The sequence below is a fragment of the Nostoc sp. genome (assembly GCF_036917775.1).
In the GTDB taxonomy this organism is placed as follows: domain Bacteria; phylum Cyanobacteriota; class Cyanobacteriia; order Cyanobacteriales; family Nostocaceae; genus Nostoc.
In genome coordinates this window covers 52500-73922 of record NZ_JBALEQ010000096.1, presented here as the reverse complement: position 1 = coordinate 73922, position 21423 = coordinate 52500, and the positions used below count along the sequence as shown (strand labels likewise).

Annotated in this window: 12 protein-coding genes; 4 read left to right on the top strand and 8 right to left on the bottom strand. The window is 40.3% G+C overall.

What is annotated here, in order from left to right:
* The first annotated feature begins 81 nt into the window (after positions 1 to 81).
* From V7K69_RS19710 to V7K69_RS19700, 3 genes are read left to right on the top strand one after another with little or no spacing between them, the layout of a single operon-like run.
* Positions 82 to 1167 carry an ABC transporter substrate-binding protein gene (locus V7K69_RS19710; protein ID WP_335037305.1) on the top strand — a complete coding sequence of 362 codons (1086 nt, stop codon included), beginning with the start codon at positions 82 to 84 and terminating at the stop codon, positions 1165 to 1167.
* 27 nt (positions 1168 to 1194) lie between these two features.
* Positions 1195 to 2088 carry an ABC transporter permease gene (locus tag V7K69_RS19705; RefSeq protein ID WP_335037304.1) on the top strand — a complete coding sequence of 298 codons (894 nt, stop codon included), beginning with the start codon at positions 1195 to 1197 and terminating at the stop codon, positions 2086 to 2088.
* A gap of 54 nt (positions 2089 to 2142) precedes the next feature.
* Positions 2143 to 2871, top strand: coding sequence for a Uma2 family endonuclease (locus V7K69_RS19700; protein WP_335037302.1), 729 nt, complete (start codon positions 2143 to 2145; stop codon positions 2869 to 2871).
* Positions 2872 to 2888: 17 nt separating this feature from the next.
* Here V7K69_RS19700 and V7K69_RS19695 read toward each other — a convergent pair whose 3' ends face one another.
* From V7K69_RS19695 to V7K69_RS19660, 8 genes are all read right to left on the bottom strand, one after another.
* On the bottom strand, positions 2889 to 6497 hold the full coding sequence (locus V7K69_RS19695; RefSeq protein ID WP_335037300.1) for a hybrid sensor histidine kinase/response regulator: 3609 nt from the start codon (positions 6495 to 6497) through the stop codon (positions 2889 to 2891).
* 68 nt (positions 6498 to 6565) lie between these two features.
* Positions 6566 to 6739, bottom strand: a complete 174-nt coding sequence (locus V7K69_RS19690) for a four helix bundle protein (RefSeq protein WP_335037298.1) — start codon at positions 6737 to 6739, stop codon at positions 6566 to 6568.
* Positions 6740 to 6853: 114 nt separating this feature from the next.
* Positions 6854 to 10162: a GAF domain-containing protein gene (locus tag V7K69_RS19685; protein WP_335037296.1), complete on the bottom strand. Its 3309-nt coding sequence runs from the start codon at positions 10160 to 10162 to the stop codon at positions 6854 to 6856.
* 125 nt (positions 10163 to 10287) lie between these two features.
* On the bottom strand, positions 10288 to 10761 hold the full coding sequence (locus V7K69_RS19680) for a chemotaxis protein CheW (protein ID WP_335037294.1): 474 nt from the start codon (positions 10759 to 10761) through the stop codon (positions 10288 to 10290).
* A 128-nt stretch (positions 10762 to 10889) separates the two neighbouring features.
* Positions 10890 to 11252 (bottom strand): response regulator transcription factor, encoded by a 363-nt coding sequence (locus V7K69_RS19675; RefSeq protein ID WP_335037292.1) that lies wholly within the window; start codon positions 11250 to 11252, stop codon positions 10890 to 10892.
* Between the two features lie 735 nt (positions 11253 to 11987).
* Positions 11988 to 13178 carry a response regulator gene (locus tag V7K69_RS19670; RefSeq protein WP_335037290.1) on the bottom strand — a complete coding sequence of 397 codons (1191 nt, stop codon included), beginning with the start codon at positions 13176 to 13178 and terminating at the stop codon, positions 11988 to 11990.
* Between the two features lie 504 nt (positions 13179 to 13682).
* Positions 13683 to 14609, bottom strand: coding sequence for an N-acetylmuramic acid 6-phosphate etherase (murQ, locus tag V7K69_RS19665; RefSeq protein WP_335037288.1), 927 nt, complete (start codon positions 14607 to 14609; stop codon positions 13683 to 13685).
* Between the two features lie 110 nt (positions 14610 to 14719).
* Positions 14720 to 15166 (bottom strand): DUF3110 domain-containing protein, encoded by a 447-nt coding sequence (locus V7K69_RS19660; protein WP_335037286.1) that lies wholly within the window; start codon positions 15164 to 15166, stop codon positions 14720 to 14722.
* A gap of 265 nt (positions 15167 to 15431) precedes the next feature.
* On the opposite strand from V7K69_RS19660, the gene V7K69_RS19655 reads away from it, so the two are divergent.
* Positions 15432 to 21395, top strand: a complete 5964-nt coding sequence (locus tag V7K69_RS19655) for a translocation/assembly module TamB domain-containing protein (RefSeq protein ID WP_335037284.1) — start codon at positions 15432 to 15434, stop codon at positions 21393 to 21395.
* Positions 21396 to 21423 lie beyond the last annotated feature (28 nt).

Genomic DNA, 21423 nt, shown 5'->3' with positions numbered 1-21423 from the left:
TACATTTATGCCAGAAAATTACACCAGGAAATACGAAGTATACCGTAATCTAGAAGTTGTCGATGAATAACTTCTAACTTAATGGCTAATAGACGGCGATTTTTAAAAGGGGTGGCAGCACTTTCTAGCTTATCTTTAGCTGGTTGTGGCTGGAGACTGGCTGAAGTACGTGCTAATTCTAATACGAATGGTCAACGTGACCAACTTTATGTATTCACCTGGACACAATATACTGACAACCAATTACTGAGAACTTTTAGCACTCAAACTGGTATGAAAGTGCTGGCTGATGTGTATGATTCCAATGATGTCATGCTGGCCAAGTTGCAAGCTGGAGGTGGTGGCATTTACAGCATCATCAACCCATCTGATTACATGGTGCAGAAGATGGTAAACAAAGGTTTGTTAACAGAGATAAATCACGATCGCTTAATCGGTTTAGAGAATTTATTTCCCCGATTTCAGAATCCTAGCTATGACCGTAATAACCGATATAGCATCCCTTTTAACTGGGGAACAACAGGTTTGCTTTACAATTCCGAAAAAATCAAAGATGCACCACAAGACTGGGATTACCTTTGGCAGAACCAAGAAAAACTTTATCAACGGATGACCTTGCTTAATGATGTTCGAGAAGTTATGGGTGCAACCTTAAGGATGCTAGGTTATTCTTACAACTCCAAAAACGAACAAGAAATCAAACAAGCTTATAAAAAGTTGAAAGTGCTAAAACCTGCGATCGCACGTTTTGACACTGACGCTTGGCAAAACCAAATTCTGGCAGGAGATTTACTCCTAGCAATGTGCTATTCAGCAGACGCAGTAAAAATTGCTCAAGAAAACCCTAAACTCAAATATGTGATTCCTCGCAGTGGTTCTTCACTATGGACAGACACTATTGTTATTCCGAAAACAGCCCCTAATTTAGCTGGAGCTTATGCTTGGATCAACATGATTTTGCAACCAGAATTAGCAGCCCAAATCAGTCAACGCTTGAGTATTTCTACGCCTAATAGGGCTGGATTTGAGCAATTGCCAAAAACAATCCAAGACAATGCTAATTTATTTCCCGCAGAATCACTTTTAGCAAACTGTGAACGTGTTACTCCTGTAGGAGAATTTGAAGAGGTTTACGAGCGCTATTGGACTCAATTAACTAGCAGTTAAAATAGTTAGGAGTTAGATTTATAAGTAATGAATATTGAAAAAAATGGGATTTCCCAAATAGAAGAATTGCCTCGTCTCGGAGGAAATTGGCTGCAACCTTTGATATTACTTGCACCATCAGGGATTTGGTTATTACTTTTGTTGGTGCTGCCAGCTTTGATAATTTTCGAGTTAAGTTTAGTTGCAGACATTCGACCGGGAGATTTGGTTAATCCCAACGGAATCCAGAACTACATCCGAATATTTGATCCCCTTTACTTACAAGTAATTGTGCGATCGCTATTTTTTGCGTTGGGCACTACAATAATTTGTTTAATATTGGGCTTCCCTGTCGCCTATTGGATTGCTCAGATAGCGCCGCAGCGTTGGCGGAATTTGCTGCTATTAGGCTTTGTCTTACCTTTGTGGACTTCCTCGTTACTTCGCTCTTATGCTTGGATTACAATTCTTCGCCCTACTGGTTTGTTGAACAGTTTACTCAGCACTTTCGGCTTGCCTACTTTGCAATTACTTAATCAGAGTCAAGCTGTATTTATTGGTATGAGTTACAGCTTGTTACCCTATATGGTTTTGATTTTATATGCTTCTCTCGAAAAGCTAGACAAGCGGTTGCTAGAAGCGGCGGCTGATTTAGGTGCAAATCCGATGGAAACTTTTTTCCAAATCACTGTACCGCAAATTCTGCCTGGAATTACGGCTGCTTCTATGCTTGTATTCATCACAGGCTTGGGGGATTTTGTCGATCCAGAATTACTTGGTGGTGCTTCTAGTATGACGGCAGCACGGTTAGTTTATAACCAGTTTCTAGGAGCCACCCAAAATTGGGGATTTGGTTCAGCTTTAAGTATGACGTTAATTTTGCTGGTTAGTATGGCGATCGCACTTTTAATTAAGTTTGGCGAACCTGCACCCAAACGCTAAACTTTTGGTCGCTCATCTATAATAAGGGCATCAAACGCCAGCGAGACAACGGTTATGCTCTCACCTGATCTCAAAAATGCGTTACCAACTACTGATGAACTTCCTTGTTCAGACGATACACCAGTGGATAACGAAGACCAAAACTTTTTGCCCAACATTTTACTCTTCTTACTCAACTCTATTTGGGCAAATCGCCTAGATTGGTACTTTGGAGTAGATATGGGAGTTTATCACACCACAGGAGTAAATCCTAGAGTACCTGTAGTGCCGGATGCTTTTTTAAGTGTGGGAGTAGAACGGAAAAAGGGTGGTAAATCACGCAAAAGTTACGCGGTTTGGGAAGAAAATGGGGTAGTTCCAATATTCACATTAGAAATGGTATCCCATACCCCCGGAGGTGAATATGACGAGAAGCTAGATATATACAGAAAACTCGGTGTATTGTACTACGTAATTTATAATCCTGAATTTTGGCGACGCGACCAACATCAACCCTTTGAAGTGTATAAATTGATAGATGGAAGCTACCACCTACAAATAGGTGAGCCTTATTTTATGCCAGAAGTGGGTTTAGGTATTGGGCGACACCATGCTGTAATTGCCGGCATACAACAGGAGTTTTTATGTTGGTATGATGAGCAAGGAAACCGCTATTTGACAGATGCAGAACAGGCAGAACAGGAGCGAACGCGGGCTGAACAAGAACGGCGAAGGGCTGAACAATTAGCGCAGTATTTACGTTCTCTAGGTGTAGATCCAAATAATTTACCTGGTAATCCGTAATTACGAATTACGAATTTTTAATGATTTACCACCATGAGCAAATCATTTAAATCATCTGTATTACTGTTAATTAACCCCTTAATTGTCGAAAGAAACTCATTTTCTAAATAAGGCTTAGTCAAGTAAGCTTTTGCACCCAATTCTTGAGCAAGTTGGCGATGCTTTTCAGAGCTGCGAGAAGTGAGAATCACCACAGGGATTTTTGCTAATTTGGGGTATTGACGGAAATTGCCCAATAACTCAAAACCATTCATTCGTGGCATCTCTAAATCGGAGACGACAACTTGAATTTCTGGATGTAACTGCAACTTTTCTAGAGCTTCTACACCATTTTGAGCTTGGATTACTTGATAGCCCGATTTTTGTAGAGTCAGAGAGATAGTTTGGCGCAGACTAATTGCGTCATCTACTACTAAAACAACTTTTGGTGATTTATAATCTGGCTCTTGAGAATAATGGGGTTGAGTTTCTATCGTTTTTATGGAAGTAGATGCAGTAAGTAATGGTGTAGATGCAAAAGTATCTCCCGATATCGCCAAAGCTTTTTTATTGGAGGGAGAAGCTACTGGTAATGCCATGATATCAAGTGTTGTTTGTTGGATCTCGCTAGACTTGACCAGCAATAAAGCATCAATCACTAAGATGAGATTACCATTGGGTAAACTACTACAACCATAAACATATTTTGGCGGTGCGATCGCATTTCCTAAAGGTCTGATTACCAGTTCTTGTTCACCAATTATTTGGTCAACTTCCAAAGCAAACATTCCCTGATTTCGTCGGAGCAAAAGAACTGGATTTTTCGCTATGCTTGGGTCGTCAGTATTTGAGGTGTTGTATGGAGCAGCAGTATTCAAGAATGAATCATTATAATGAATCAATTTTGAAAGTTGACGGAGGCTGACCATAGTCTCATCATTGTCTGTGTTCCAATGAAAGACTTTTTGACCTTCAATTTCTTTAATCTGCTGCTCGGAGGGAATCAATATTTTTTCGATACTGTCCAAAAGAAGTGCATAAACAACACCTTTGGCTTGAACTAGCATTAATTTTTCTGTAGTCATAGAAAAAGGGATTTTGAGTATGAATATTGTTCCTTGGTTGGGTAAGGATTGAGCTGAAACTGAGCTATTAAGTGCGTTCATCTGAGTCCGTACAATATCTAAACCCATACCGCGCCCAGAGATTTCAGTCACTTTCCCAGCGGTAGAAAATCCAGGTAAAAATATCATGTCCAAAAGTTCAGGTTCGGCCAGATTAGAAGCATAGCTTCTAGTTTTCTCTTCAGTTTGTATGGGATAGAATTCAGCAGCTTTTGTGCGAATTCTGTCTAAATTCAATCCCTGACCATCATCTCGAACTTCGATAATAGTGTGGCTACCCTGATGATAGGCGCGGATTTCTATTAGCCCTTGTTCTGGTTTCCCAAGCTCTCGGCGAAGTTGCGGAGCTTCAATCCCGTGGTCAAAAGCATTACGTACTAAATGTAACAATGGATCGTAGAGTTTTTCTGCGATCGCTTTATCTACTAGTACTTCAGTACCACTAAGCTTCAATTCTACAAGTTTGGCATAAACATTCGCCAACTTATTTACCATCTGGGGGAAACGATTTAGGATATTGCCCAAAGGCAACATTCGTGCTTCTACTAAGCTCTCTATAATATTAAGAGTTAAATGCTCTTGTTTGTCACTAATTTGAGCAGCTTGCGTCACGAGCAATTCAAGAGATTCTGTGGTTTCTTGTAGTTGCAGTATCTCTTCTGTTGCTTCATGCAATGTTGTATGAAATTCTGTATATATATCCATTTCTAAAGAGTCAAATTTCACGGCAAAACTTTGCGTTTGTTGTGAGGAAATATTTGGTATTTGTAATGGTAGATCGCGTAACTCATTTAAAGTTTTTTGATGTCTAGTAATTTGCCGTATTAATTGATCAATTATTTCTTTAACTTGTTCATCTTGTAAACTACGTCTTTTTTGGTAAATCAGTAATTCTCCAGCTAAATAATTGAGGTGTTGCAGTCTTTCTGTATCTACTCGAATAAATGAAGGTTGGCGAAAGTTTTTAGTTTGAACATACTGTGATTTATCCTCTATTTCTTTATTGATCTGTGTAGCTAAATCAGGCATAACTTCAATGGCTGTTTCGGTAATACCTATAGCTCCTTGCTCATTTTCTGAATAATCATCATTTGGGGTTGTCACCACTGGCTCTGTTGGGTTTTGGCTAACTTCTCCCCCCCATATTGTCTCTAGTAAATTATCGGTAGTTTGAGAAGATACAGATTTAGATATTTCTTTAAAAACTAACAGTGTTTGCAGTTTGGGAATATCAAGCCAATTTTTCTCTTCGGTAGTAACAGGAGGATAGTTTTTATATTCTTGTGCTAATCTATGAATTCGGTTTTGTAATATTTTAATGACTGAGATATAGCTGTCAGATTTATTAACAGAATTCTGAAACTTTGCAACAGCAAATAAGATAATTAAAATTATCCCATGTCTATAAATACAAAGACTTTGGCTATCTTGTTCATCTTGAACAAAATCAAGAAACTTTCTCAGCCAATTTTCAATATAATCAAGTAGATTTTCTCTTTCTAACCTGGGAACCAGTAAATCTAAATTAAGTTCTGCTTTTGGTATTTCTATTTCATGATTAAACCAACCAAAAATATAGCGAATTACTTTTAGATAAAACTTGGCAGTTGTTGGATTTACAGATTCATTTTTATTGTTTTCGGATGTAGTGAGAAAGTGATAAAATTTCTCTTCATTAATAACAAAAATGTCAGTAGATAAATTATTTTGTAATTTTTCAGATAACTCATTATTTGCCACTATAGTGAATTTTCGCAAAGCGAGAGAAGGTTCTCCCCCAGATGTGCGATCGCCTTCTAACACCAATTTTTGTGCTTGTTGTAAATCGGCAAGGGCAATTTCAGCGATTTGCTGTACCTGAGTGGGGTTTGCTTGCAGCGCTGATAAAATTGTTTGAGAAATTTCTCCCAATCCAGGCAAATTTAGAGATTCTGCTAAACCGAAAAATACCTCAGCTTGGGACTGTAATAATTCAATAAATTCGTTATTATTTGGTGGATTGTTAACAGCTTCAGCAAGACTGTTTAGACGTTGCTCTACTCCCACCTCAAAAACTGACTGGACAATATCAAATCCCAATTCCTCAGAAGTGGGAATATGAGCCTCATTACCAAACGCATCACCTAGCTTTTCTTGTAACTGTGAAAATACTAAAGTTGCTCGATTTATTAGTTCTTCATCATTCACAGTGCTACCTATTAGCTCAGTATTTAATGCTATGCTAAGACACTCATAAGCTTGTAATAAAAGTGTTTGTAGTTCGGCATCAATTACTACAGTTGGGTTATATAAAGCCTTAAATACATCTTCCAAAAAATGGGCTATCATCTTAATAACTTCTAGCCCAACATTAGCAGCACCACCTTTAAGTGTATGAGTAGCTCGCATTAAATTATGAACTTTGGCAGTGCTATAACCTTCCGATAAGCTAAATAGTTCTTGTTCAATAATCTGTACTAATTCTGGGGCTTCAGCTAGAAAATAGATATATCCTTGTTCACGAATTTCTTTATCTGTAATCATATTTTTGATTTTAAGTTTTAGATTTTTAATTTGTTACGTAAAATATTGATGCAATTTGATGTCAGAATTTAAGTATTTCCTGACATCAAATCGCTCACTTTTTCTAGCGGTAATAAACCAACCTCAACAATAAGTTCCATCCAATAAAGACTTTCATCGGTTTCTTTCTCTACCAAGGTGAGTTTAGCAATGACATCTGCGGTTGACTTCCCACGGCAAACTGACCGATAGTTAGCTCCCACAGATGTTGCTGAACGGATTATCTGCTCTGCCGAAGGGCTTCTAATAAGCGGATTAATCGCAACGCTAGCTGCTTTATTCCCCCCTTAAAATCTTCCTCATTCATAATCTAAAATCTATTTGACTTTAAACTTGCTAGCAGTTGTTAATAGCTCTTGCGCCATCCCTGATAAATCTTCAAATACAGCCGCAATTTCTTGAGATTCAGCAAAAGTTTTATTAGCAATTTCTGCTACATCTTGCATTGATTTTGTGACTGTTACAGATTGGGTCATTTGTTTTTGAGTTGCTGCGGTAATCCGCTCGATTAGCTGACTAATTTCGGCAGTTGCAGAAACGATCGCATTCAAGTTTTGGCGAGTGTCACTGACAAGATTTGTGCCTTCTACTACCTGCTGAATACCAATTTCCATTGCTACTGCAACTTCTCCGGTTTCTGCTTGAATATCCTGGACTAATTTTTCTATTTCGATGGTTGCTGCTGCTGACTGACGAGATAAAGAACGAACTTCATCGGCTACAACTGCAAAGCCTTTGCCATATTCACCGGCACGGGTAGCTTCAATAGCCGCATTCAGAGCCAGTACGTTTGTCTGTGTGGCAAAATTACCAATCAAATTCACCACTTTGGAGATTTTTTGCGAAGATTCACTGAGGCGTTTAATCTTTTTGCTGGTTTGAGCAACGGTTTCACGAATTCCTTGGATTGCTTGTACAGTCAGATTCATCGCTGTATCGCCAGACTCTACAGTTTCATTGGCTTGTTGCACTGCAAATTGCACTAATTCGGCATTCGCCACCACAGCTTGAGTAGAATCCACCATGTGTTGAATTTCGCCTAATGCTGCGGTAATTTCCTCAGATTGTTGTTGCGCCAGATTAGTCAGTCCCGCCAGTGAAGCCTCGCTATTGGTAGAAGTTTGAGCAACTTGTTGAGCAGCCCCTTGTACCTGAAGAACTATTTGCCGCAGCGCTTGCAGGGTATTATTGTAAGCATCAGCGATCGTGCCTAGTTCGTCTTCTGTAATGGGTGCGCGTACTGTTAAGTCACCGTTAAGAGCGGGTCTCAGGGCTGTTAAGAGTTGAATAGATCGTTGTTGTAGTAACTCCTTGGCTGCCTTTTCTCGTGCTGCTGCTTCTGCTAATTTTGCTGACTGTGTTTGTACCTGCTGCAAATATTCGGTATGTTGTAATGCCAGTCCTAACTGGTTCCCAATGCGTGCTAACAACGTGACTTCTGATTCTTCCCAATCACGAGTTCCAGAGTTTTGATAAGCTGCCAGCAATCCCCACAATTGCTCCCCAGCAAATACAGGAACAATTACATAAGCTTTGACTTCAAATTGCTCTAAAATTTCAATGTGGCAAGGAAAATGACCTACCTGATAGATGTCATTTACAACAAAGCTTTCATCTTGGCTATACCGACCACCCTGAGTTTCTTGCAAGTGGGTATCTTCCCAGACGGTTTTGATATCGGGGCCTACCAGTTTTACCCAATTATGGCCTACTGATTCTGCTACAAATTCGCCAGTCCAATTAGGGTTGAATCGATAGACGGCGACGCGATCGCATCTTAGTAATTGTCTTACTTCTTGAGTAGTTGTTTTGAAGATTTCTTCTACATCTAAAGACTGGCGGATGCGGTTACTGATCTTGGTGACAGCTTTCTCTTGTTCTGCTATCTGAGCTAGTTTTTCAGATTTCAATCGCACTAATTCAAAATAATCTATCTGTGATTTAGCTAGGCTAAATTGCAAGCTAGTCTGAACCAAAAAGGTCACTTCCCAGGTTTGCCATTCACGGGGGCCAGAATTTTGATAAGCTGCCAGCAATCCCCACAATTTATCACCAAAGAATATAGGAACAATTATGTAAGCTTTGGCATCAAACTGCTCTAAAATCTCAATATGGCAATTAGCATGACCTACCTGATAGATATCATTAACGACAAAGTTTTCACCTCTGGCATACCGACCTCCCTTAGTATCTTGCAAGTGAGTATCGTCTAAAACGGTTTTAAAATCAGGGCCTACCAGTTTTGTCCAACCAGTACCTACAGACTCAGCCACAAATTCGCCACCCCATTCAGGGTTAAAGCGATAGACGGCGACGCGATCGCATCGTAATGATTGACGTACTTCTTGAGTGGTTGTTTTGAAGATGGTATCTACATCTAAAGATTGCCGAATGCGTCCTACTATCTTAGTAAAAGCTTTTTCTTGTTCAACTATTTGAGCTAGTTGTTCAGATTTTTTATGCATTTGTTCGAGATATTCGCCTTGCGAGATAGCCACACCAAATTGCAGTCCAATTTGGGTTACAAAGCTTTCTTCCCAAGGTTGCCAATCACGAGGCCCAGAATTTTGATAAGCTGCCAGCAAGCCCCATAATTTCTCTCCAGCAAATATGGGTGCAATGATGTAAGCCTTCATTTCATACTGCTCTAAAATATCAATGTGGCATTGAGCATGGCCCATTTTATAGATGTCTTTGGCGACAAAGCTTTCACCTTTGGCATAACGTCCTCCTTGGGTATCTTGCAAGTGGCTATCTTCCCAGACCATATAAAAATCAGGGCTGACCATTTTTACCCAGCCATTACCCACTGACTCAGCGATAAACTCGCCACTCCAGTCAGGTTTAAAACGATAAACGGCGACGCGATCGCATTTTAATAATTGACGTACTTCTTGAGTGGTTGTTTGAAAAATCTTATCGACACTTGATGCCCGCAAAATTTTGTCGATGACTTTAGCTACTGATTTTTTTGCTAGTATTCGCTGCTGTTCTTCTTTTTTGAATTCAAAACTTTTTAATTTGTAGAGCAGTTCTGTTGTAACTTGAGATAGCAGACTAATTTCTATTTCTTGCCACTGCCGCGTTGAATAGCAATTATTTACTGCCAGCAATCCCCATACTTTACCTTCTACTACTATTGGTAAACTCAAACTAGCTTTGATTTGAAATTTATCTAGTAGTTGCTTTTGATAAGGGGTAAGTTGAATCTGATTGATATCATCAATAACTACAGGTTCGATATAGTCTTGGTTGGTATATAAACCAAAAATAATTCCCGGAATATTTTCGCCTAGAGTAGGTGTCCAACCTAATGTTCGAGATTCTGCTAAAACATTACCTGAATCAAGGGAAGTAAACTGATAAATTAAGGCGCGATCGCAGCCAACTTTTTCTCTAATTTGCGCTACAGTAATTTTGAGTAGTGTATCAATGTCTGGAGCTTGGCGCAGATGAATTGCGATGTCTTGCAACTGTCGCCGCCAAGTTTTAAATTCCTGAGCGATGGCATTTAATAAAGATATTTCATTACTAGCAATATTTGCTATATTAGCGTTCCCATTCAGATTTTCTACTTCAGATATTAGATGCTCATTTTCATGGCTGTTGCTATACAAAAATGTCATTTGATTTACCTCAAAGTTTGTTATGGATAATAAGTGGATAGTAGGCAGGCAAGGATGGACTATTATTTGCTTATTAAAAATTAGAATTTGTCCAAAATTTATCCCCAATCATCTATTTCAAATTTTTAATTATGAATCTTCCAGAGGGGAGAATGGATGATCGTGATCGCATCCAAATTAAAAATCATATCTTCGGAATCATTAATAAAGTATCCCTGTAAAAAAGGTGATATTTTAGGATAGAATAGTTCGGGACTTGGGGGTTTCATTTGTTGAATATCCAGCCATTCAATATCTATAAGCTGTTTCACCAATAGTCCTAAATACTTCCCATTGTTTTCCAGAACAATCGCCATCATTATTGAAATTAAATTTGCTCCTTGTGAAATTGGAGGATAACCTAACATTGCCTCTAAATCTACTAACCAAAGCATCTCACCACGCCAGTTATAAATACCCAAAATGCTACTAGACATCTGTGGAACACCACATATTTCAGGTAATGATACTTGCAAAACTTCTGTGATGTGTTGTAAAGAAATGACAGCTGTATCTTTCACTCCCAAATTAAAACTTAAAAACTTTTCCTTGGTTTCCAAAGTTATTTATCCTTTGTTCTTGATTGTTTATATCTAGCCACTATTTGCCTTTATTATTCGATCTTGCAGAGCTTATATATTAGAAACAGTGACCTTTAATGTTCTTTCATTTATTGCTTTTTCACTAATTAATGAATTAATCGCTTTAGAATTACCACTAGTTCTTCTCTATCAATCGGTTTTGATAGATAACCATCAGCGCCCAACATATTACCCCAAATTTTATCTACATCACTATTTTTTGTAGAGCAAAAAACTACAGGTATTTTGCTAGTATTGGGATTATTTTTCAGTTCTCGGCAAATTTCAAAGCCACTTTTTCCTGGTAAAATTACATCAAGAAATATGAGATCTGGCTTATTTTGATCTATTTTGTCTTGAGCTTCTTCGCTGCTGGTGGCACTAATTACAGAATAACCTGCCTGTTGTAAGTAACGGCTGATTATTTCCATATCTGTTAAGCCATCTTCAACAACTAAAACAGTATTCATGATAATTACCCTTTAAAAATTTTTAAGAATGTAGACAAATTAGATATACAAATCCTAAGTGATTCATGAACAAAGATATGCAGGAATTACGCACAAAAGATTCCCCAATTCCCTTAAAAAAGGGAGCTAGTGGGAGTGCGCCAACGAGGTTTTAGGTTTTAAATGTGTAATTCCTGACATAGAAAGGACTAGAGACTAGCCCTAACCCCTTTGTCATAATCAATATTTCACAACTCAAATAGGACTGCTATAAATACAAAAAATTGTATTTGTCTAATTTTGATTCAATCTTTATCTATTAACCTCAGAAAAAGTACGTAGCGGACAGAGTTTAGTATATATATTTGTGAATGTTAAAGAATTTTATCAAGAAAGAATAAAAGTATTATTCGTCATAATTAAGGAGTAATTTTATAGGAATATAATCAAACAAAATTATTTAAAAATTACAAAAAGATAATTAAGTAGCTTTCATACTGCTACCTAATTATTGCTTCTGAATTCTGGCTTCTTTTTATAGTTATGGATGCGAGAAAGTCTATAGGTTGTAAAAATTAGATTTTGGCTATTACTGAGTTATAGTCCAATACTGAGAAATGAAATTTTTAAGCCAATCAGACTAACTGATGATTAATTATCATTGAAGAAGGCAGGAGGCAGAGGGCAGAAGGAACTTGCCTATTAGTAGTTAAACCAAGTAACTATGGCTACGCGAACAGAAATAAAAGTGGATTCCTATACATTGGCTTTACTCTTCTCAATGGGAACACTCAATGTAGGTAAATACTTACGTATTATACTCATTACCTTGTCAGGCGCTACGGGTTTAGTAATAAAATCTGTAGAACCGACTACTTTGGCACGAACTCTATCTAAAAGACCATCACTGCCTGTTAATATAATCACTGGTGTATTGGCAAAGGCTGATATTCGCCGCAACTGAGTGCAGATTTCATAACCACTGGCAACTGGCATAATCAAATCCAAGAAAATTAGGTCTGGTTTATCTTGAATCAGGGTTGGAAGTGCTTGTACAGCATCTTGAATTTTAATAAACCTTAGTCCATTGGAAGTAATAATATCCTCTAGCATTTTACAGACTTGAGGGCTATCATCTACGCAGGCCACTAATGGAGCATTCGGTTTCTTTGGTTGTGTAGTGGGAAGCTTATTGTTGGTCTGAGTTACTACTAAGGGCATATCAGGTACTTCTACCAATTCGATGATTCCTTTAAGGATATAAGGAAGCAACGAACGGGTGAGTGGTAGTACACTCTGCTTCATTTTCACAGCTAAATCTAAGAGAGTGAATTTGCCATTGATTAAATTCAAGAAGTTTTTGTAGACAGATAGACTTACCATCTGCTGGAGTTGTTCTGGTCGCCGCAAAACCGGTGCCAAATTAGGAGAAAAATTTGCTAAACCAGCAGATGACCAACTTTTCCATGAATCTTGCATGTGCTTTACAGACATTTCTGCACTCGTAAAGCTCATTGGTGTTTCGAGGATCACATCTTGGCTGCGATTGCAAGTTATAGAAGCAAAATTTCCTTGCAATGCTAAGTCAAATAGTAATTCTGCTATGGTGCTTTCGGCAATAGACTGAATCTGTTCTCTCTGAATTTTCTGTTTTTTGTAAAAGATTTCTAAAAGGCGGTAATCCCAGTAATCTATTGATATATCTTGTGAACGCAACAGCAATTTATCAACATCAATCTGAGGACAGTTTTGAGCCATGTGTCTACGCCAGCGCCGGAAGGGATGAGTACCCCCTGTTGCCCAAACAATACGTCCCAGGCGATAATAAAAAGTCCATTGACCACCCTTTGAACTTTTAATATTTAATTTGCCATTATATTGCAGTTGAGTACAATTTTTGAATTCATTAACTAAATTATTTGAAAGAATAAGTTCCGAGTGGGTCATATTTTATTCCTTGTATTAAAAAGCCAGTTATTGAAAAACCCACAGTAGTTATATAGTGGTCATAAGACACATCAAAATTGATATATAGCAGTCAAAATCAAGTTTATTAAAATCAAGGTATGATGGGAAAACAGCAAAAATCCTGTTAATCTATAAGTCCGATTTTATATAGTTTGTTATTAGTAGACTTTACGAATCAAGTAGCTTGCTATAGTCCACATCATTAGGATGGATTCACTATTAACTGATTATTTTAATAATTTTCATACGAAATTAGATCCGTATAAGTTCTGAATTTTTGTTTGAAATGATTAGTAATATTGAGGAATTTTTAACTTTATTTATTATAATTAGCTAGAAATGTTAAAAATATTTATTTAATTTTACATTTGTTAATACAAGTTAATTGAAGCGAGCTTTTTGAGGGAATATTATCTTTAAAAAAAGGTGTACTGCTCAGACAAGTAGCAGCCACCTATAGAGTATTTATTTAGGAAAATGTCTTTAAGATTGGTTGTGGTTTTGATAGCTCATAACAGCTGCCCTAAGATTACTTTGGTGTTCTGCAAGAAGCCGATCGCCATCCTCTTTTTCCAAACCAGTCCAGTGCATTAATAATGCTAGTTTAACCCACTTGCCACTACGTTCTAATAAAAAACCAGCAGCTTCCCGACTTAAGCCTGTGAGGTCTTGCAATATTCGTAAAGCGCGATCGCGTAACTTTTGATTTGTTACTGCCACATCCACCATACGATTACCATAAACCTTACCCAGTTTAACCATTACTCCTGTGGAAAGCATATTTAAAGCTAACTTCGTGACTGTACCAGCTTTCAGGCGAGTTGAACCGGCGATGATTTCTGGCCCTGTCAATAAACGAATGTCTATATCAACATCAATGCTAACTTGTTCAGCCGGAACACAGGCGATAAAAATAGTACTGGCTCCCCGTTGACGAGCCGCATGAATGGCACCGTGGACATAAGGTGTTGTCCCACCAGCAGTAATGCCAACGACTACATCTAGCTGGGTAATGTGTCGCCCAGCGATCGCAGCTTCACCATCTTCGATGCTATCTTCTAAATCCTCCGAACTGCGTACCAGCGCACCTGCGCCACCAGCAATAATCCCCTGTACCAACTCTGGGGGCGTACAAAAAGTAGGTGGACACTCAGCAGCATCTAGCACCCCTAACCTACCACTTGTGCCCGCACCAACGTAAAATAAGCGTCCTCCGTGACGCAAACGCTCTGCGGTGCTATCAATCGCTTCAGCCAACTGAACTTTCGCCGCTGCAACCGCCGCAACTGCTTTTTGATCTTCACTATTAAACAGTTCTACCAATTCCAGAGAACTGAGCTGGTCTAAGTTAAGACTGTTAGGATTTACCAGCTCGGTTAAAAGATGCCCACGTTCTTGCAAGTTTGTCATTTATCCTTATGTCCTTTGTCCGTTGTCCGTTGTCATTAGTCAGTTAGCGACCAATGACCAGTGACCAATGACCAATGACCAATGACCAATGACTAATGACTAATGACTAATTAAAGCAATCCTTCCAATTTGCGACGCATCTTCTCTAGTTCAGAATCAGATAATTCTGGTTCTTCTAGTGGCTGTTGATTGAGAGGGAAGGTGTCTTCAACAGTATCCTCCTTCTGGGCGTTTGCTTGCCAGTCAGTTTGTTCTACGTTCAGTTCTGGGGGAGTGACAACTAAATTGCTGTTTTCTGGGATGATTTCCCATTCATACCCAGCACTTTCGCAAAATTCCTTGATTTCCTCAGCATCCATTGGCTCTGGTGTCGGTGCGGGGAAATCCTGAGCTTCCAGCATTAGGGCAAAGCGCGTGGCATCGTCTTCTGACTCGAACATCAGAATTTTATTGCGTAGCTTGCCGCCGTAGGCATCGCCCTCCCGAATCGTGTGAATCCCCTCATTCTCCGTTCGAGCATTAAAAATCAACACAAAAACACGCATTGGTGTAATCATCTGTCTTTTTTAAAGTCTATTCATATTAAAGTTCTAGGTTGTACCTGTGCAAAAGTCAAAGGAACAATTTTCACTTTATTAAGATCAGATTTACCTGAAAACGCCAATATTATTAAGCATAAGTATTGGATCAAGCAAATACCGTAACTTAACTAATGAGGTCTTTGCTTTACTTGGCGTATCCTGGAAATGGCATACTGAATCAATGTGTCAGTTAATGCTTGTGTGTGCCAGCGACATCCGGCAATTAATACAGTGAAAGCAAATGACTAAATCTCCCCATCAAGATATTCACTCCCCGTCCCCTAACCGCAAGCGTCTGTGGTTGCTGGTGTTGAGCCGGGGTAGCATTGCCTTGAGTGGACTTTTACTGTTAGGAGTTATCATCGGTATTTGGCGGTTGTGGACTTTTGTCCAAACAGAGTTAACGCCGTTGGCACAACAAAGTCTGACTACTACACTCAACCGTCCAGTAAAACTGGGAAAAGTCACACAATTTTCGTTAACGGGAGTGCAGTTTGGCGCTTCAGCTATCCCAGCCACACCCACAGATCCAGATCGGGCGACAGTCGAATCTGTGGAGGTGGGCTTTAATCCATTACAACTAATCTTTAACCGCCACCTCAAGCTAGATGTTACCTTAGTCAACCCAGATATTTACATTGACCAGGATGACCAAGGACGCTGGGTTTCTACTACCATCGCGTCGTCAGGTGGAGGCAGTGCAATTAAAACTGATTTGGACTACTTGCGGTTTCGTAATGCCAAGCTGTCCTTGATGCCGCAGGAGAGAGGAGGGGAGGTAGGGGAGGCAGCAGGGGAGGCAGGGGAGGCAGGGGAAGCAGGGGAGGGAATATCTTCTGGGTCTACTACCTCTCCCGTAACATTTTCTCAACTTAATGGTTCTGCCCAACTTTTAGCAAACAACCAGTTAATTCGGTTTGAAGTGGGGGGGCAAGCAGACAGTGGTGGTAATATTTCCATTCAGGGAGAGACACGTTCTAAGGTGCTAGCGGGAAACTTTCAGTTGCAAGCACAAGATTTGCTGGCTGCGGATATTACTCGGTTGATTAAGTTACCAGTAAATTTACAGGCGGGTCGAGCCAATGGCGACTTGTTAATTCGGTTGACACCAGGGCAACAGACTTTATTGTATGGCAATGCGGCTGTGCAAGGGGTAACACTTCAAATACCCAAAGTCCCGCAGTTGTTGAGCAATAGCCAAGGAAATCTCCGTTTTCAGGGAACGGAGTTGCAGTTAAACAATGTTACTACCAACTACGGCAAAATTCCTGTAGTAGCTACGGGAATCATCGACACTCAAGCAGGTTTTAAGTTGGCAGGGCGTGTAAATGCGGTGAGTTTGGCTAATGCCCAGGATACCCTCAAGGTAAAACTACCTGTGCCGATCGCTGGACAAGTACAAGCTTCTTTGCAGATTACCGGATCAACTAAAGAGCCAATTCTCTCAGGCTCAGTTGCGACGATTCAAACTGCCCGCATTGATAAAGTTGATTTCAATAGCATCAGTAGTAAATTTGAGCTTGTTACTAGTTCTAATTCCTCTTTAATTACCCTAAAAGATATTCAAGGTAAAGCTAAAATTGGTGGTGATATCACAGGCGCTGGCACAATTCAACTTGGTAAAACACCGCGACTGGATTTAAATTTCGCTGCCAAAAATGTTCCAGGGGATGCGATCGCCAAAGTTTACGAAGCAACACCTGCGTTCCAAATCGGTAATGTCTCAGGTACAGCCCAATTAACTGGCGCTCCTACTAATGTCCAAACTTTGGTACAGTTTCAAGCCCCTAACGGAACTTACCCTGGAACTGGCGAAGTTGCGATCGCTCCAAATCGCAATGTCTCTTTCCGTAATGTAGCTCTTAATGTCAGTGGTGGTACAGTCCGGGCAACTGGTAGTTATCTTAATGAGCGTTGGCAAGCTGTGGCTGTTGCCTCTGGTGTAAAATTAGAACCCTTTGTAGACAAAAGTCAACTGCAAAATGTCTCTTTGGCGGACGCACAGTTCAATGGTCGTCTCATCCTCTCAGGAAACACCGCACCATTTAAAATTGCCACGATTCGCACTGATGGCGCAGGAGTTCAAATTGGTGGCGGCACAGTAGCAGTTTCTAATGTCCAACTGCAAGACCAAAGCTTCTCTGCTCAACTTGTAGCTAATGGTGTGCGGTTAGGGCAAATCTTGAAACAGTCTCCCCCAGCTTTAAATAATCCTTTGGCGGGTACGTTCCAAATCGCAGGTGACAGAGATAATTTCAGCCTAAAAACGCTCCGTGGCAATGGTGAGGGTAGCCTTGCTATTGGCGATGGTAAGGTTACAGCTAAAAATATCCAAGTGGCTAATGGTGTCTATCAGGCGCAAGTTCAGGCTAAGAATGTTCCTGTGCAGAAATTGGCAAAAGTACCACCACAATTTAAAGGGACGTTAACTGGTCAGTTCGATGTAGCAGGTTCTGTTGATTCTTTTAAACCGCAGACTATTCAAGCCAGTGGTCAGGCGCTGTTAGATGTTGCGGGTGGGACGATTACAGCCTCTAATATCCAAGTGGCTAATGGTGTTTATCAGGCGCAAGTTCAGGCTAAGAATGTTCCTGTGCAACAATTGGCAAAAGTACCACCGCAATTTAAAGGGACGTTAACTGGTCAAGCAAACGTAGCGGGTTCTGTTGAATCCTTCGAACCTAAAGCTATCCAAGCCAGTGGTCAGGCGCGGGTAAATGTTGCGGGTGGGACGATTACAGCCTCTAATATCCAAGTGGCTAATGGTGTATACCGGGCACAAGTTCAGGCAAATAATGTACCTTTGCAGCAGTTGGCAGCAGTACCACCGCAGCTACGAGGGACGTTAACTGGTCAAGCAAACGTGGCGGGTTCTGTTGAGTCCTTCCAACCACAAACTATCCAAGCTAGTGGTCAAGGACGGCTGGATGTTGCGGGTGGAACGATCGCAGCTTCTAATATCCAATTGGCTAATGGTCGCTATCAAGCTGTAGTTAATGCTGACGGTGTGGAATTAAATCGGTTCAATCAGCAATTGCGGGGCCAATTTGGCGGTCAGTTGCAATTAGCTGGCAATGTCGGATCGTCCAAATTAGCGGATGTCCGTGCTGCTGGACAGGTGCAATTATCCCAAGGTATCCCTGGCCTTGAGCAACCCCTGACGGCTGCGATCGCTTGGAGTGGTGAAAGGCTAACCATTGAGCGAGCAACTGCTCCCGGTTTAACTGTGACTGGTAACATATTAGCCAATGCAAAAAAGGCAGGTATACCGGAAATTACTGCCTTAAATCTCAACGTCCAAGCGCAAAATTACAACTTAAAACAGTTACCGATCAACTTTCCTAATCAGGTTGCTGTGGCTGGTAGAGTCGATTTTAATGGACAAGTTACTGGTAAGCTGCCTTTACCAAATGTCGTAGGGCAAATTAATTTACGAGACTTAGTTGTTCAAGATATTGCTTTTGAGCCGTTGTTAACTGGAAACATTGATTCAGTACGGGGACGCGGTTTGAGTTTAAACTTGGCAGGAAAAAGCGATCGCTTGGCCTTTAATTTAGATGCCAATAATCGCCCGAAATCCTTCTTAGTAAAATGGCAGGAAGCATCAGCCACAGGTAATGTTCAAGGGAATGACTGGGCGCTAAAAGTTGCAAATTTCCCCTTACAAATATTGAATTTAACTCCGCCACCAATTACTCGATTAGGCGCTGGTAAAATAGCTGGGTTGTTAACTGGGGATTTGCTATTTAATCAGCAGACATTGGCAGCAACGGGGAATTTAGCGATCGCTAATCCAAAAATTGGCTGGCTTAAAGGCGATCGAATAGCTGCTCAATTCCGCTACAGTGATGGGAAAGGCACACTTACCAACAGCGAATTTGTCAAAGGTAAAAGTAGCTACGCTCTTGTCGGTACGTTTGCCCAAAGCTCTAAAGGGCCTCAACTACAAGGTAAACTGAACGTCAGCCAAGGAGAGATCCAAGATGTTTTAGCTTTAGCACAGATATTTGATTTACAAAATTTGCCAGGTGGTTCAGCAGAAATCTACGGTACAGCAGAGGATCTAACTACCACCCCCCAAGGAGTACCAAATCAACCCTTATTAACCCAAATCCAACGGTTTTCTGAAATTGAAACTTTGGTAGCAGAACAGCAAGAACAGCGACTTAACTCCACTCCAATACCAGATTTGGCAGACTTAAAGGGGACTTTCAATGGGCAAGTGGCTGTAAATACAGCTACAGCCAATGGATTATCAGTGGATTTTAATTTGAATGGACAAAACTTTGCTTGGGGTAAAAAGGAAGAACGAAATCGTTATTATACTGCTGATAAAGTGATTGCCGAAGGCAACTTTGAAAACGGTGTTTTGAGTTTGCGACCTTTACGAATTGAATCTCAAAACAGGTTAATTGCCTTTACGGGTAACGTTGGCGGTGATGAACAATCTGGCCAGTTGCGGGTGAATAATTTTCCGGTGCAACTACTGAATAATGTTGTCAAATTACCAGTTGGAATTACAGGGAATCTTAATGGTACAGCAGCTTTAGCAGGCAGTATTGCTAATCCCCAAGCTAGAGGGGAATTGCAAATCACAGAAGGATTTTTGAATCAAAAAGCAATAGAATCAGCAAGGGCAAGTTTCAGCTATGCCAACGGACGCTTAAACTTTGGTAGTACTGTAGCAGTTGCAGGGCCAAAACCTGTTGATATTACTGGCAGTATCCCTTATAAATTGCCTTTTGCAACCGTTGCACCAGACAGTGAGCAAATCAGTTTGGATGTGAAGTTAGAAAACGAGGGATTGGGACTGTTAAACGCATTGACTAATCAAGTGGTTTTTGAAAAAGGTGAAGGAGAAGTAGACCTTAAGGTACGCGGAACATTGCAAAAACCCCAAGTAGAGGGAATTGCTACTGTCAATGATGCTACTTTTTCAGCTCAGGCATTGCCAGGTAAGCTGAGACGTGTCACAGGTAAAGTGCTGTTTAATTTTGACAGCATCTTAGTAGAAAATCTTCAGGGTAGATTTAGCCGTGGGAAGGTGGAAGCTGCTGGAGAAATTCCCATTTTCAACAATCAGAACGTGAGTATCACCAATCCCCTAACCGTTAATCTCGATCAGCTAGCCTTAAATCTCAAGGGACTTTACCAAGGAGGCGCTAGCGGCAATTTGCAGATTACTGGTTCTGCCCTTAACCCAGCGATTGGCGGTAAAGTAAGTTTATTTGACGGTCAGGTATTGCTGGCAGAATCTACCGATGCGACTTCATCTGCAAATAGTAGTCTCGGTGTATCACCCACAAAAGATAATAAGCAGAGTAAAGCTGAAATTGGGAATGGCAAGGGAAATGCGTTGGCTCAAGGCTTGCCGTCAGGTATCGCTAGATTTAATAATCTAGATTTAGAACTCGGAAAAAATGTCCAAATTACCCGTCCCCCTATTCTCAACTTCCGCGCCACTGGTAATCTCATCGTTAACGGCTCAATCAATCAGCCCGTACCCGATGGTACTATCCAGTTAGAACAAGGAGGGGTGAATTTATTTACTACCCAATTTAATCTTGCTCGTGGCTATAAACACACTGCAACTTTTAGTCCCTCTGAACCCCGCGATCCCAACTTAGATATTCGCCTATTTGCCAAAGTACTGGATGTAACTCAAAGTAATGACTTTGGTAAAGTGAATTCCACAGGTTTATCAGCCTTAGAGAGTGTTCGAGTCGAAGCCACTATCAACGGCCTAGCCAGCAAACTCAATGAAAATTTAGAATTAACAAGCAGTCCGTCACGTAGTCAAACCGAAATTGTTGCTCTTTTAGGAGGTGGATTTGTAGACACCCAAGGGCGTGGTGACAGTACTTTGGGACTAATTAACATTGCAGGTTCGGCTGTGTTCAATAATTTTCAGTCTGCTTTTAACCAGATTGGGAATACCTTTGGTTTAAGTGAACTGCGGATATTCCCTACCGTTATTTCCGAGAATCCTGAAGCTGGAAGGAGCAGTTCAACTTTGGAATTAGCAGCCGAGGCTGGGGTCGATATTTCTACCAAAATATCTGTTTCTAGTATTAAGATTTTGACAACAAATGACCCTTTCCAATGGGGTGTTAATTACCGGATAAACGATGAATTTCGTGTGCGTGCTTCCACTAATTTAACTGATGATAGTCGTGCAGTAGTGGAGTATCAAACGCGGTTTTAAATTATGTGTTTTATCGTGCAGACTTATT